Origin of the sequence: Vibrio hangzhouensis (assembly GCF_900107935.1) — a bacterium.
GTDB lineage: Bacteria > Pseudomonadota > Gammaproteobacteria > Enterobacterales > Vibrionaceae > Vibrio > Vibrio hangzhouensis.
The window spans coordinates 19,705-35,246 of sequence record NZ_FNVG01000009.1 but is presented as its reverse complement, the minus strand read 5'-3'; the positions used below and the strand labels follow the sequence as shown (position 1 = coordinate 35,246).

8 protein-coding genes are annotated in these 15,542 nt (G+C 43.6%); all 8 read left to right on the top strand.

Annotation, left to right across the window (positions count from 1 at the left end; translation table 11 throughout):
- Positions 1-11: 11 nt before the first annotated feature.
- The 8 genes from prc (at position 12) to rlmKL (ending at position 15,541) form a co-directional block, all read left to right on the top strand.
- A complete protein-coding gene (gene prc, locus C4S60_RS10670; RefSeq protein ID WP_103880337.1) occupies positions 12-2,015 on the top strand; it encodes a carboxy terminal-processing peptidase in 2,004 nt (667 codons plus the stop codon).
- Positions 2,016-2,179: 164 nt separating this feature from the next.
- Entirely contained in the window at positions 2,180-2,842 is a 663-nt protein-coding gene (locus C4S60_RS10665; RefSeq protein ID WP_103880336.1) for a hypothetical protein, read from the top strand.
- Between the two features lie 141 nt (positions 2,843-2,983).
- On the top strand, positions 2,984-5,593 hold the full coding sequence (pepN, locus tag C4S60_RS10660) for an aminopeptidase N (RefSeq protein WP_103880335.1): 2,610 nt from the start codon (positions 2,984-2,986) through the stop codon (positions 5,591-5,593).
- 98 nt (positions 5,594-5,691) lie between these two features.
- A complete protein-coding gene (locus C4S60_RS10655; RefSeq protein ID WP_103880334.1) occupies positions 5,692-5,910 on the top strand; it encodes a DUF2835 domain-containing protein in 219 nt (72 codons plus the stop codon).
- 178 nt (positions 5,911-6,088) lie between these two features.
- The gene (locus tag C4S60_RS10650) at positions 6,089-10,933 is read left to right on the top strand and encodes an NAD-glutamate dehydrogenase (RefSeq protein WP_103880333.1); all 4,845 of its coding nucleotides are present in this window, start codon (positions 6,089-6,091) and stop codon (positions 10,931-10,933) included.
- A 211-nt stretch (positions 10,934-11,144) separates the two neighbouring features.
- A complete protein-coding gene (gene pyrD / locus C4S60_RS10645; RefSeq protein WP_103880332.1) occupies positions 11,145-12,155 on the top strand; it encodes a quinone-dependent dihydroorotate dehydrogenase in 1,011 nt (336 codons plus the stop codon).
- A 165-nt stretch (positions 12,156-12,320) separates the two neighbouring features.
- A complete protein-coding gene (locus tag C4S60_RS10640; protein WP_103880331.1) occupies positions 12,321-12,866 on the top strand; it encodes a cell division protein ZapC in 546 nt (181 codons plus the stop codon).
- Between the two features lie 551 nt (positions 12,867-13,417).
- Positions 13,418-15,541 (top strand): bifunctional 23S rRNA (guanine(2069)-N(7))-methyltransferase RlmK/23S rRNA (guanine(2445)-N(2))-methyltransferase RlmL, encoded by a 2,124-nt coding sequence (rlmKL, locus tag C4S60_RS10635; RefSeq protein ID WP_103880468.1) that lies wholly within the window; start codon positions 13,418-13,420, stop codon positions 15,539-15,541.
- The last annotated feature ends 1 nt before the right edge of the window (position 15,542 follow it).

Genomic DNA, 15,542 nt, shown 5'->3' with positions numbered 1-15,542 from the left:
AATCCCTACGCATGAAGTGCCGTTCAAAACTATCGATAATTGCTGCTAGCCTCTGGCTAGCAGCGTCTTCGGCTCACGCTTTAGAAGCTAAATTTAAAAAATCGGATATTCCTTCCTTAGCTCCTGAAGTACAACATGAAACTGCAAGTAAACGTGTTACCTCCAGGTTTACCAGGTCTCACTATAAACACTTCACCCTTGATGACGAGTTTTCAAAAGCGATATTTAACCGTTATTTGGAAATGCTCGACTACAACCGCAACATTTTCACGCAGGCAGATATTGACAGTTTTCAACAATGGTCGACAAAACTTGATGATCAGCTGAAAGCCGGAAATAACCAAATTGCGTTCGACGTTTACAACCTTTCCATGCAGAAGCGTTATGACCGCTTTGCCTATGCACTTTCGTTGTTAGACAATGAAATGACTTTTGACAAGGACGAAAGCATTACGCTCGACAGATCGGAATCACCTTGGGCTGAAGATGAAGCTGAGCTTAACGAGTTGTGGCGTAAACGCGTTAAATATGACGCGCTCAATCTGAAACTTGCTGGAAAGGATTGGAAAGAGATCAAAGAAACGCTCGGTAAACGTTACAACAATGCCATCAAGCGTTTAACACAGTCTCATAATGAAGATGCATTTCAGGTCTACATGAATGCTTTCGCCAGAGAAGTGGATCCGCACACCAGTTATTTGTCACCTCGCTCAGCGGAGCAATTTCAGTCAGAGATGAACCTATCTCTGGAAGGGATTGGTGCGGTGCTTCAAATGACGGATGATTACACCGTGATTCGCTCTTTGGTTGCTGGTGGTCCTGCTTCTAACAGCAAAAAACTTGGCGAAGGGGACAGAATCATTGGCGTTGGTCAGGATGGCGAAGATATCGTCGATGTGATTGGCTGGCGATTGGATGATGTTGTGCAATTGATAAAAGGTCCGAAAGGAACGAAAGTCAAATTGCAGATTCTGCCTGAAGGCAAAGATGCGAAAGCGACAGTTGTCGAGATTGTTCGTGATAAGATCCGTTTAGAAGACCGCGCTGTTAAGTCCGAAGTGATTGAGAAAGATGGTAAGAAAGTCGGTGTTCTAGAAGTTCCAAGTTTTTATGTTGGATTATCTAAAGATACCGACAAACTGATTACCGAGCTCAAAGAAAAAGGTGTTGACGGGATCATTGTCGATTTACGTAACAATGGTGGCGGTGCACTCACTGAAGCAACGGCAATGTCAGGATTGTTTATTGAAAGTGGCCCGGTAGTACAGGTTCGAGACAGTTATGGTCGAGTCAACGTCAATAGTGATACTGATGGTAAAATCAGTTATAACGGTCCGCTAACCGTACTGGTCAATCGATACAGTGCGTCGGCTTCTGAGATTTTTGCAGCGGCAATGCAGGACTATGGTCGTGCGATTGTCCTTGGCGAAAATTCTTTCGGCAAAGGTACGGTACAACAGCATCGTTCTCTGAATCATATTTACGATCTGTTCGACAAAGAGCTTGGGTATGTTCAATACACAATCCAAAAGTTCTATCGTATCAACGGTGGCAGTACGCAAAACAAAGGTGTTGTTCCTGATATCGCATTTCCTACGCCTATCGATCCGGCAGAAACCGGAGAGAGTGTAGAAGACAATGCGCTACCTTGGGATAGTATTGATAAAGCAAAATATCAAATGTTACAACGTAACGAAGAGCTTATCAAAACACTGACAGTAAGGCATGAGAAGCGCATCGAATCAGATATGGAGTTTGGCTTCATTGCTGAAGACATTGCAAAGTACAAAACGGAAAAAGACGACAAGACTTTATCATTGAGCAAGTCTGCGCGCCAGGCTGAGAGCGACAAAAGTGATGAACTCCGACTTGAAAGAGTGAATCTTCGCCAGAAGGCCGCAGGGAAAAAACCTTACAAGACACTGGAAGACATACCGAAAGACTATGAAGTGCCGGATGCTTATCTCAATGAAGCTGTGGCTATTATGGTTGATATGGTAAATGGTCGATCTTAGTCAGATAGTTATTAATCAAAAAGCGAGCTTAAGGCTCGCTTTTTTTATGACTAAGGGTGACTCAAAGCTGATACGAAAATTTTAAAAATCGTGATTTAGATCAAAAAACTTCGCAATCTCGTATTAACCAACCTAAGCTTAATGTAATGGTGAGGGGGATACATATGAGATGGATTACACTACTTTTATGTGTTATTTCGTTCGGGGTGTTTTCGGAAACACGTAAAGATAACAATGATTTAACTCAGTTTGATCAGCCATTCTTGCTTGGTGACTGGTACCTTGTGAATCCGAATCCAACGGAATCACCGGATACCTTTCTAGCGATCAAGCTGTCACTCGGCTCAAACTATTCATTTACGATCGACATTCAAAAGCAGGATTACAGTATCGAGCATTGGGAAGGTTTGTTTACAGCCAATGACGATACCATTATTCTTGGATTGAACTCCGATGAACCTCAGGTCTATAGTTACAGCGGCAACCACAATATGTTGAACCTTAATGGAGTGGTATTCACTAAGGCGTTACCTAATGCTTTGGCTGGTATTTGGTCATCGGTGAGTGTGAGTGGTGCAGACAAACATGCACAAGATATTGCGCGAATGGATCTGATTTTGCAGCCAGACTTTGTTTTTACGTTTCGTGTAAGTTCAGCCGATGGAGATGAAGCGATTCATAGTGGCGTTTATTATACTGAAGACGACCACATCGTGTTGCTTTATAAAGATGGTGAGCATGACGCAACCTACACTCTGAATAAAGACGAACTGACGCTAGAAGTTGAAGACGGTGACATGTTTGCAGTGTTAAACCGCATCCGCTAATACCTCTCAGTTTTTTGGTGGAAAGCGCTAACTTTTGTTGGCGCTTTTTTTGGTTTCCGCTGCGCACTAGCGCATTGATCAGTATATAATCGTTCGTGACTAAGCATATATTGCTGTAAATAAAACTATAAGGACTAAAGGATGACCGAGTCAGCACCTAAAGCCAAGTATCGTAGTGATTATCAATCACCTTCTCACACTATCACAGATGTAAACCTAACTTTTGATTTACATGAGACTGCAACAAAAGTGGTCGCAGTTTCTCAAGTAAAACAGTTGGCACAATCTTCGACATTGTCGCTGGATGGAGAAGGCATTGAACTAATCAGTGTCGATATTAACGGCGTATCGTGGAATGATTATGTTATAACCGATGCCGGAATCGAGCTTCATAACCTGCCATCAGAGTTTGAACTCAAGATAGAGAACCAGATTTCACCTTCAACCAATACTGCACTTGAAGGTCTTTATATCTCAGACGGCGCATACTGTACTCAATGTGAAGCAGAAGGTTTTCGACGCATCACGTATTTCCTCGACCGTCCGGATGTTCTTGCCAAATACACAACTAAGGTCATCGCTGACAAGGATGCCTTTCCGTTTCTGTTGAGTAACGGAAACAAGGTTGCAGAAGGAAATCTGGAATCGGGTAAGCACTTTGTTACATGGGAAGATCCACACCCTAAACCTTCTTACTTATTTGCCTTGGTTGCGGGTGACTTTGATGTATTAAGGGATTCATACACAACACGCTCTGGTCGACATGTAGCGCTTGAAATATTTGTCGACAAAGGAAATCTTAATCGTGCAAACCATGCGATGGTCTCGCTAATCAATTCTATGAAGTGGGATGAAGAACGTTTTGGTTTGGAGTACGACCTGGATATTTACATGATTGTCGCTGTTGATTTCTTCAACATGGGTGCGATGGAAAACAAAGGTCTTAACGTCTTTAACTCCAAATTTGTATTGGCAAATGAGCAGACTGCGACTGACACTGATTACCTTGGGATTGAGGCAGTTATTGGACACGAGTATTTCCACAACTGGACAGGTAACCGGGTAACCTGTCGCGATTGGTTCCAACTGAGTCTAAAAGAAGGTTTGACAGTATTCCGCGACCAAGAATTTTCTTCTGACTTGGGATCTCGTTCTGTGAATCGTATTAATAACGTCAGAATAATTCGCGGGCCTCAGTTTGCAGAAGATGCAAGTCCAATGTCGCACCCAATTCGACCAGAAAAAGTGATAGAAATGAATAACTTCTATACTTTAACTGTTTACGAGAAGGGCAGCGAGGTCATTCGGATGATGCACACTTTGCTTGGGGAAGCAAAGTTTCAGGCCGGGATGAAATTATACTTCGAAAGGCACGATGGCACGGCTGCAACATGTGAAGACTTCGTTTCAGCGATGGAAGATGCATCGGGTATCGATCTGAAACAATTCCGTTTGTGGTATAGCCAGTCCGGGACACCAACGCTCACGGTGACTGATCATTATGACGAAGTGGCAAAAACTTACACTCTGACGGTAAATCAAGAAACTAAGGCGACACAAGATCAGTCTGATAAACAAGCTCTCCATATTCCTTTTGACGTGGAACTCTATGATGAACATGGAAAAATTATCGAGTTACACTGTAACGGTGTGCGTGTCGGTAATGTGCTTAATATCACAGAATCTGAGCAGGCAATTACTTTTGAGCAGGTAAACAGTAAGCCTGTTCCATCTATGCTAAGGGAATTCTCTGCGCCAGTACGTTTGGATTTCAATTACAGTGATGAGCAGTTAGCATTTCTAATGGTTCATGCTCAGAATGAATTTGCAAAATGGGATGCAGGTCAGATGCTGTTGGCGAAATACATCAAGTCCAATGTTGTATCGGTGCAAAACGGTCGAGCTGTTGAACTGCCTGAACTTGTTATTGACGCGTTCAGAGGTGTCATCCTGAATGAAAAACTTGATCACGCATTTATCTCGGAAGCGTTATCATTGCCAAGCTTTAATGAAGTCGCTGGTTGGTATGACATAGTTGATGTCGATGCAGTATGTGATGTACTTAAAGGGATCAAGTTGCTGATTGCAAATGCACTTCAAGACGAGTTCGCCGCGCTTTATCACACGTTAGCTCAATTTGAATACACGATTGAACATAACGCAATTGGTAAACGTTCACTAAGAAATCTTTGTCTACAGTATCTTGTCAATGTTAATGAGTACGCTCACCTTGCTGAAAAGCAATATCAGTCTGCGAACAACATGACGGATACGATGGCGGCAATGACTGCTGCAAATAGTGCGGCACTCAGCTACCGTCAGAATATTATGGATGACTATAGTGAGAAGTGGAGTCACGACGGACTGGTGATGGACAAATGGTTCGCATTACAGGGAATGAATCCAGCAGAAGATGCGTTGGAGAACGTTAAAAATTGCATGTCTCATTGTGCATTCAGTTTGAGTAACCCAAATCGAACTCGCAGTTTAATTGGTTCATTCCTTAACATGAATCCGAGACGATTCCATGACAAATCCGGGCAAGGCTATGAGTTTGCTGGTGAAATTCTGACTAAACTGAACGAGTCTAACCCACAGGTAGCATCAAGACTTATCGATCCACTATTGAAATTCAAAAAGTATGACGTTGAGCGTCAAGCTTTGATTAAACAAGAGCTTGAAAAGCTACGCAATCTGGATAACCTGGCGAAAGACTTGTTTGAGAAAGTAAGCAAAGCGCTAGAGTCTTAAGCGACAAATAAAAGACAACTGTATATACATACAGTTGTCTTTGAATTAAATCACTACCTTTAAAAGCGAAAAAATCGACATTAACGTCTATTCGAGTAATGAAACACTACTATTTCACGTTAAATATCCCTTATAGGGACTATCTAAATTACTATACTGGTTATGCATCCAGTATTTTGGTTTTCACCGACCAGGGGTTAAAACTGCAACTTCCGGCGGCTAAGTTTCGTCCGTTTGTTACACAAATGGGTATCAAAGGTAGATTTTGCTTGATAACTGACCAGAACAATAAGTTTGTACGGTTAGAATCACTGTAACCAGGCATTATCCTAGTGATATGAATAAGTGCATCAGTCACACAATCAAACATTTCCCTGTAAGTTCCTCTATTTTTTATTAACCCTTTCTCAATAAAACTTTTACAATATATCCAAGTGACTTGGGTATATACACAAGCCTACACCCCCCATAAAAACAAAAAAGTGGAGCGTTACCATGACCACGCGTGAACCTGTAGTTCCGGTTCTACTGGAGAAAGTTTATCAGCTGATTGAATCCAAAGTTGAAGGTGCGAATCAGCCTTTAGTAACTAAACTCGCCAAACACATTTTCAGCAATGTTTCCCCTGATGATTTGCTGCAACGAAACGAATCTGACTTATATGGTGCTGTTGTTAGTTTATGGCATCATTTGAATGAAAAGAAATACGACGAAATTTCTGTTCGCGTATTTAACCCAACTGTCAGCAGACATGGCTGGCAATCGACACATACTATTCTGGAAATCGCGGTTCCTGATTCACCATTCTTGGTTGACTCAGTGAAGATGGCACTTATTCGCTTAGATCTCACTTGTCATATTATGCTTCACGGCCCAACCCAGTGCGAACGAGATAGCGCTGGCCAGATCACTTCCGTCAATGAAGGTAAAGGGCACCTTCAGTCGATTTTTCACATCGAAGTCGATCGTTTAAGTAACAAACAAGAAATGAACGCGCTCAAACAAGAATTGGTGACCATTTTTGAGGACACAAGCTTGGTCGTCAATCAATGGGACGAGATGTCTGACAAGCTTAAACAGATCACAAAAGAATTAGTAAAAACCAAAAAGCAATTACCGACTGAGGCTGATCGTTTCGAGGAAACTAAAGCATTCCTGGAATGGGTTGTCGACCATAACTTCACGTTCATGGGTTATAAAGAATTTGACTTGGTCAATGAAGATGGTGAGTCAGTTCTAAAACCAACAGAAGAGAAGGGGTTAGGTCTTTTTGCCGATGATGCTCGCGTCCGCACTGTCAGAATTTCAGAATTCTCTGATTCAGCTCGTTTGGAAGCGAAAAAACCATTCTTGTTGATCTTAACAAAAGGTAATAAAGCGAGTCGAATCCATCGCCCGGCTTATACCGACTACATCGGCATTAAGAAGTTTGATAGTAATGGCAAAGTCGTTGGTGAACATCGATTCACGGGTTTGTACACCTCGGCAGTGTATAACCAGAGTGTGTCTACAATTCCGCTGATCCGAGAAAAAGTGCAACGTATTCTTGATGCCAGTGGCTATCGTACGGGATCTTATTCCTACAAAGCGCTTCGCAATATTCTTGAAAATTATCCAAGAGATGAACTATTGCAGGCAAGAGAAGAAGAACTGCTAGAGATTGGTATGGGTGTTGTACAAATGCAGGATCGTGACTTGATCCGTTTGTTTGTGCGCAAAGATCCTTTTGGTCGCTTCTTCAGCTGTATGGTATACGTGAGCAAAGATCGTTATAACACTGAGTTAAGAAAAGATACCCAACGGATCCTACAAAACTACTTTGGCTGTGAGCAAGAGGTTGAATTTACGACCTATTTTTCTGAAAGCCCGTTGGCGAGAACCCACTATATAGTAAGGGTTGATAACAATAATATGGACGTAGATGTGAAGGCGATAGAACGTAATCTTATGGAAGTCTCGGCCTCTTGGGATGATCGACTCTCTGATGCCATCGTGGCTAACTTTGGTGAGAGCAAAGGTCTGCCTTTATCTAAAGTGTATTCCCGAGCTTTTCCGCGCTCATATAAAGAGGCGATGATGCCAACCTCTGCCGTTGCCGACATTGAGCGCCTGGAGGCGTTAGATGAAGACAACAAACTTGGTATGTTGTTTTACAGACCTCAGGAAGCGTCGGCCAACTCAAAAGAAGTGAAGCTTAAACTTTATCACCGTGATGAGCCGATCCATCTGTCGGATGTGATGCCGATGCTTGAAAACCTTGGGTTGCGAGTGATCGGAGAGTCACCTTATGAGATCGAAAAAACTAACGGCGGGACATATTGGATCCTCGACTTTGCGATGCTTCATAAGAGTGATGCCGTGGTTGATCTTCGTGAAGCGAGAGATCGTTTCCAGCAAGCGTTCGCCGCCATTTGGTCTGGTGAGTTAGAAAGTGATGGATTCAACCGCTTGGTATTGGGTTCTGGTTTGACAGGCCGTGAAGTCTCGATTCTTCGTGCTTATGCCCGCTACATGCGCCAGGTTGGATTCCCATTTAGTCAACACTACATTGAGGACACTCTTAATCATTACCCGGATCTGGCAAAAGATTTGGTCGAACTGTTCGCTCAGCGTTTCATGCCGTCACTAAAAGGCAGCAAGAAAGGGCAGCAACGTGTCATTGATAAAATCAATAAGCAACTGGATAAAGTTGAAAGTCTTGATGACGACCGTATCATTCGCCGCTATGTGGAAATGATTTCTGCGACGCTCAGAACGAACTACTATCAAAAAGACGATCAAGGGGCGCATAAGCCGTGGTTGTCGCTAAAACTTGAACCTAAGAACATTCCTGACATTCCGGCTCCTGTACCAGCGTATGAGATTTTTGTATATGCACCAGATATTGAAGGTGTTCATTTGCGCGGTGGTAAGGTTGCACGTGGCGGCCTGCGATGGTCAGATCGCCAGGAAGATTTCCGTACGGAAATACTCGGTCTGGTTAAAGCTCAGCAAGTTAAAAACACCGTCATTGTACCAGTTGGTGCCAAAGGCGGGTTTGTATGTAAACGTCAACCACACCTAACGAATCGAGATGAGATCTTTACGGAAGGTCAGCGCTGCTATAAGCAGTTCATTCGTGCATTGCTGGATGTGTCAGATAACATCATTGAGGGTGAGGTTGTTCCGCCTAAGAGTGTTGTCCGACATGACGAAGACGACCCATACTTGGTTGTTGCTGCGGATAAGGGCACGGCAACTTTCTCAGATTTGGCTAATTCCGTTTCTGAAGAGTATAACTTCTGGTTAGGCGATGCCTTTGCATCGGGTGGATCAAATGGTTATGACCATAAGGCGATGGGTATCACGGCTAAAGGTGGTTGGGAATCGGTTAAACGTCATTTCAGAGAAATGGGAATAGACTGTCAGAACGAAGACTTTACCGCTATTGGTGTTGGTGATATGGCAGGGGATGTGTTTGGTAATGGCATGTTGTTATCCAAACACATTAAGCTTCAGGCTGCCTTTAACCACATGCATATTTTCATTGATCCAAATCCGGAATCTTCTGCAAAAAGTTGGCAAGAGCGTAAGCGTCTGTTTGATCTTCCTCGTTCTAGTTGGGAAGACTATGATCCTACATTGATCTCGAAAGGTGGTGGCGTATTCGCGCGTCGTGCAAAATCGATCACATTGACCCCAGAGATCCAAAAGATGTTGGGCACCAAGAAGGCGTCTGTTGCACCTAATGATCTCATTAAGATGCTGCTATCGATGGAAGTCGATCTTTTGTGGAATGGTGGTATCGGTACCTATGTAAAAGCAAGCACCGAAACACATACAGATGTTGGTGACCGTGCCAACGACGTGTTGCGCATCAATGGTCGCGATCTTAAAGCCAAGGTGGTCGGTGAAGGTGGTAACTTGGGAATGACCCAATTAGGCCGCATAGAATACGCGTTAAGTGGTGGACGTGTTAATACCGATTTCGTTGATAATGTTGGTGGTGTTGACTGTTCCGATAACGAGGTCAATATTAAGATCTTCCTGAACGGCTTGGTTTCCAATGGTGATCTGACTGTTAAACAGAGAAACGAAATTCTAGAGTCAATGGAAGACGAAGTGGGTGAGATTGTTCTGGATGACGCTTACTGTCAGTCTGAGTCGATTTCAGTGACCGAATTCCAGGGGATCTCTCTGGTTAAAGAGCAAATCCTGTTTATTCACACGCTTGAGAAAGCAGGCCATCTGGATCGCGCTCTGGAATACATTCCGTCCGATGAAGATCTGCTGGAACGTGAGAAGAAGGGTATTGGTATGACCCGTCCGGAGCTCTCTGTTCTCGTGGCTTACGGCAAAATGGTTCTTAAACAAGAGCTCGTTACCGATGACATAGCTAATGATCCTTATCATCAACAACAACTGACTCAATACTTTCCATCAAAGTTACGCCGTAACTACCTAGAAAGCATGCCAAATCATCCACTTAGAGCAGAAATTATCTCTACGTGTCTGGCAAACCAGATGGTAAACGAAATGGGGTGTAACTTCGTCACTAAGTTGCAGGATGAAACAGGGGCAACGGTCGTCGACATTGCGAATGCTTATGCGGCGTCTCGAGAAATCTACGGTTTTGCGTATACATTCGAGCAAATTCGTAAGCTCGACAACGTCGCCAGTTCGCAGGCGCAATATGAGTTGTTGTTCATTGTTCGCAGAACCTTGCGTCGCTTGGCTCGTTGGATTTTGAGAAACCGTCCGGGTAAACAATCGGTTGAAGATTTAGTCGCGCGCTATCGTGATGATGTGATCAAAGTAGAGCAGACACTAGAGGCTTGTTTGGTTCCTCATGAAGTTGGAGAGCATCAGACCCAGGCAGATGTATGGGTAGAACAAGGAGTCGAGAAAGATCTGGCGAATTATGTTGCCAGATTGTCTAGCTTACTTTCTGCAGTGGATATTTCTGAAATTGCAGCTGAAGCTAACTATAACGTTGAGCAAGCGTCCAAACTATATTTCCACCTTGGCGATCGCTTGTCATTGCACTGGTTCCTAAACCAAATCAACAGTCAGGGCGTAGATAACAACTGGCAGGCTCTGGCAAGAGCGGCATTCCGCGAAGATCTGGACTGGCAGCAACGATTGTTGACCGCTCAGGTTCTCAAGTGCGGTTGTGGTGGTGAGAGTGGTGATGTGATCCTGTCACTTGATAACTGGATGGAAACCAATGTTAATAGTCTTGCTCGTTGGGAGAATATTCTCAATGAGTTCAAAGTGGGGAGCGTGCATGAGTTTGCTAAGTTCTCAGTGGCCTTAAGAGAGTTGAGTCTGCTCAACCTCAATTGTGCGAACAACCTGTAGTAGATATTTTGTAACGGATATCAGTCAAGCGCCTTTCGGGGCGCTTTTTTTATGCAAAATAGCCAGTATCAAGTGACCGTGTCACGTTTGTTGGTGTATTATTGTGCTAAACGTTTGCGTTTTTGTGATTTAGGCGAAAACTTAATTGCATGTTCAGTCAAATAAGTAAATAATACCACCCCGTTTACACGGGTTTTCTATCGGAGGCACAATGCTTTACCGTCTTGCCAGAACTGGCTTTTTTCAACTTGATGCCGAAAAGGCACATGATCTCGCTATTCAAAACTTCAAACGCTTCACCGGCACCCCTCTAGATCTTTTCTATCGTCAACATCTACCAAATCGACCTGTTGAGTGCATGGGTCTTACATTTAAGAACCCGGTTGGTTTAGCTGCGGGGCTGGATAAAAACGGTGAGTGCATCGAAGCATTTGGCGCGATGGGCTTTGGCTTTGTTGAAGTAGGGACTGTAACGCCTCGACCACAACCAGGGAATGATAAGCCACGACTGTTCAGACTGGTAGAAGCAGAAGGCATCATTAATCGCATGGGTTTCAACAACCTGGGTGTTGACAACCTGGTTGAGAACGTCAAAAAAGCCAAGTATGACGGAATCATTGGCATCAATATCGGCAAAAACAAAGATACGCCGATCGAAAAAGGTGCAGAGGATTACATCATCTGTATGGAGAAGGTGTATGAGTACGCTGGCTACATTGCAGTAAACATATCGTCACCAAACACTCCGGGACTTCGCAGCCTTCAGTACGGTGAAGCGTTGGATGATCTGCTTGCAGAACTTAAAGCGAAGCAAGCAGAACTAGCTGAGAAACATAACAAATATGTTCCTCTGGCATTAAAGATCGCGCCGGATCTTAGTGATGATGAGATTGGCCAGATTTGCGACTCTTTGATCAAAAATAAGATCGATGGAGTGATCGCAACGAACACCACATTGGATCGTACGATCGTTGAGGGTATGAAGCATGCCAATGAAGCGGGTGGCCTAAGCGGTCGACCTGTACAGTCTCGTAGCACCGAAGTCGTGCGCCTGTTGGCAAAAAATTTGGATGGTAAGCTGCCTATCATTGGTGTAGGCGGTGTTGACTCTTATGTCGCGGCTAAAGAAAAACTCATGGCGGGGGCTTCTTTGGTACAGGTGTATTCTGGCTTTATTTACCATGGTCCTAAATTGGTCAAAGATATTGTGAAGAATCTATAACACTGTAACTTACTAATTTGACTAAGCTTTACGCGAAAGAGGGGAAACGAGTTTTCCCCTTTTTTTTTGTCTATTCGTTTGTAGAATTATATTCAACTGACCAAAAAGGTAATTAAGCGTTTTACCTAACAGTCTGATTATTCTTTAAATATAAGAGACGGAACGATGCTTAAACCCAGCGATACATGGATCTGGTATATGGATGAGAAGGAAGACTCTCTGATGCTGGACTTGGGAGATGAAATGGTTTTTAAAACCAATCTATCCCGAAAGCTCCTTGTCGATTGCGCGATGGGTCAGAACAACTTCACTGTCGATGACGCATCCGCGTTCCAAACCTTTAAAGACCAGATAGCCATCTTAGGCCTTTCTGAGCCAAGACAAGCAGAGCTAACGCTTTATTGCGTAGCCGCAAAGCGCTTTCACAAACCTGTTCAACCAAAAAGTTGGTTCTTTGACCATCAGAATGGCCAGTATCAGCCTGAAGAAGGGGATTTGGTGCGCCTGGTGAACCAACACTCTCAGGGATTCTTTATTGTCCTGGAGGTAGGAGAAAGCGCAAGTTTATGTGCGCTGGTTGATTTAGAGTCATTCAGCCTGACGAACAACAAAGAAGTTTTGTTCGGACAAAGCATCAAAGTTATGCACGACAGAATGACCTGTGCGCATCAGTTTATGAGAATACATCAACCCATTGCTCTTGTTGGTTAAGAGCTGGTATATGAGCGCGAGAACGCGCCAAATAGAAAAAGCAGTGGCAGCTTAGTCGTTAATACAAAATTATTCCTAAACGTTCCTCGTAGAATTTATCGGCCCTTATAGGCCGATTTTTTTTGTCTGCACCTTTAATAACCCATCCCATTGTTTGCTACCTGGATACAGTGTGTTCTAAAAAAGCTGACCATTAGCAACTTTCTTGTATTTTTTTTGCCTTTATCTAGACCTTTTTTCGGAGTAAGTAGGGGCACTTTATCACCTTTTATTCCCCGTTTGAGGTCAAATGTAGGAAACTTTCAGCGCCAAATGTGAGTTGGTATAGACCAATTTATGGGTAAATAAGTATTCACTATTGCTATGGTCAGTGAAAATAGGTTCTAAATATAAGTTTTTGCTAATTAATGTTTGATTGATTGCAAATAACTTTCCGACGGTCAAAGGTTGGGCAAATGAGCAACAAACAGAGGTAAACTGATAGGTTTATTTAGTGAGAAAGGTGATTGTCAGGTATAATCAAAAACATTTTTCACAGTCAGAAGATCACTATGAACCAATATCTTGCCGTTACCTCTAATGGATTAGAGAACTTACTTGCTCAAGAACTCGAGCAACTAGGTTTGACTTCTGTTAAGCCTGTCCAAGCGGGGGTAAAGTTTAAAGCTTCAAATGAGCAGATTTACCGTGCTTGTTTGTGGAGCAGATATGCCTCGCGCTTCGTCAAAATCCTTTCTGAGTTTACCTGCCAAGATGATATGGATTTGTATCTGGCTGCGTCTTCCATTAATTGGGTAAACCATTTCCATAGTTCTAAGAAGTTTATTGTTGATTTCAACGGCACCAACCGGGAAATCCGAAACAGTCAATATGGCGCGATGAAAGTAAAGGATGCAGTCGTCGATTGCTTCAATAAGAAGAACCTGCCCAGACCCAATATCAGTAAAGAGTCTGCTGATGTACGAGTTCATGTCCGTTTACATAGAGATAAGGCGCTCATCGGTCTAGATATGGTTGGTTCGGGTCTGCATCAGCGTGGATATCGTACTGAATCTGGTAGAGCTCCGCTTCGTGAAACGTTGGCTGCCGCTATTGTCGCCAGAAGTGGCTGGACGCAGGGCAAGAACATGCTTGATCCTATGTGTGGTTCAGGAACTTTGTTAATAGAGGCTGCGATGTTGGCCGCCAATATGGCTCCAGGTGTTAAGCGCAGCTCTTGGTGCTTTGAATCTCTCGAAGATTTTGAACCGGAAGTGTGGGCGGAAGTGAAATCTGAGGCAAATGTTCAGGCTCGTCGCGGTGTCAAAAAGACTGACAGCAGGTTCTGGGGTTATGATAATGACCCTAAAGTACTTAGAACAGCGAAAGAGAATGCAAGACGGGCCGGTGTAGAGGACTTGATTACCTTTGAACTGGGTGATGCGAGCAAAGTGACTAAGCCAGAGTCGTTTGGAGAAGGTGTCATTGTCTGTAACCCGCCTTACGGTGAGCGTTTGGGAACAGAACCCGGCCTTATTGCCTTGTACACGGAATTTGGAAACCAACTTAAGACAGAGTTTGGTGGGTGCCAGGCTTCCATCTTCTCTAGTTCTGATGACTTGCTGAGTTGTCTGCGTATGAGAGCGGACAAGCAGTTTAAATTGAATAATGGTGCGTTACAGTGTCACCAAAAAAATTATTCAATTTCACAACGTTCCGCCGACCAGATTTCGGATAACAATGACTTACAGGTTATTGCTCCTGACTTTTCAAACCGACTGAAGAAAAACATTGGTAAAATTGGAAAGTGGGCTAAAAAAGAAGCTTTGGATTGCTATCGTATCTACGATGCTGACCTCCCTGAATATAATGTCGCCGTTGATGTGTACCAAGACCATTTGGTTATACAGGAATATGCCGCGCCAAAGAGCATTCCTGAGGAAACGGCAAAGCGACGTTTGACGGATATCATTCGCGCCAGTATCAAAGTAACGGGTGTCGAAACCAACAACGTGGTTCTTAAAGTGCGCGAGAAAAAGAAAGGGGCCTCTCAATACAATAAATTGGCTACCAAATCGTCCAAGATGGTAGTTAATGAGTATGGTGCTCAGCTTATTGTCAACTTGCATGATTATCTGGACACTGGGTTGTTCCTGGATCACAAAATTACTCGTCGTAAACTCGGGCAAATGGCTCAGGGCAAAGATTTCCTTAACCTTTTCGCTTACACAGGCTCTGCAACTGTGCATGCTGCATTGGGGGGCGCTAAGTCCACTACAACGGTCGATATGTCTAACACCTATTTAGAATGGGCAAAAGAGAACATGAAGCTCAACGGCCAGGTAGGCCGCCAGCATCAATATGTTCAGGCAGATTGTTTGCAGTGGTTAGCGAAAGCGAGCGGACAGTATGATCTTATCTTTATCGATCCTCCAACGTTCTCAAACTCTAAGCGCATGGAACAGTCGTTCGACGTGCAGCGTGACCACGTAACGTTGATGCGTGACCTGAAACGTTTACTTCGCAGTGAAGGCACAATCGTATTCTCAAATAATAAACGCCACTTCAAGATGGACATGGAAGCGTTGACTGAACTCGGTTTAGAGGCAAAGAATATTTCTGATAAAACGCTGCCACTGGATTTCTCAAGAAACAAGCATATTCATAATTGCTGGCTTATTACTCATAAGAACTGAT

Coding starts and splice junctions, on each gene's coding strand:
- prc (WP_103880337.1), top strand. CDS start 12: ATGAAGTGCCGTTCAAAACTATCGATAATTGCTGCTAGCCTCTGGCTA.
- C4S60_RS10665 (WP_103880336.1), top strand. CDS start 2,180: ATGAGATGGATTACACTACTTTTATGTGTTATTTCGTTCGGGGTGTTT.
- pepN (WP_103880335.1), top strand. CDS start 2,984: ATGACCGAGTCAGCACCTAAAGCCAAGTATCGTAGTGATTATCAATCA.
- C4S60_RS10655 (WP_103880334.1), top strand. CDS start 5,692: ATGAAACACTACTATTTCACGTTAAATATCCCTTATAGGGACTATCTA.
- C4S60_RS10650 (WP_103880333.1), top strand. CDS start 6,089: ATGACCACGCGTGAACCTGTAGTTCCGGTTCTACTGGAGAAAGTTTAT.
- pyrD (WP_103880332.1), top strand. CDS start 11,145: ATGCTTTACCGTCTTGCCAGAACTGGCTTTTTTCAACTTGATGCCGAA.
- C4S60_RS10640 (WP_103880331.1), top strand. CDS start 12,321: ATGCTTAAACCCAGCGATACATGGATCTGGTATATGGATGAGAAGGAA.
- rlmKL (WP_103880468.1), top strand. CDS start 13,418: ATGAACCAATATCTTGCCGTTACCTCTAATGGATTAGAGAACTTACTT.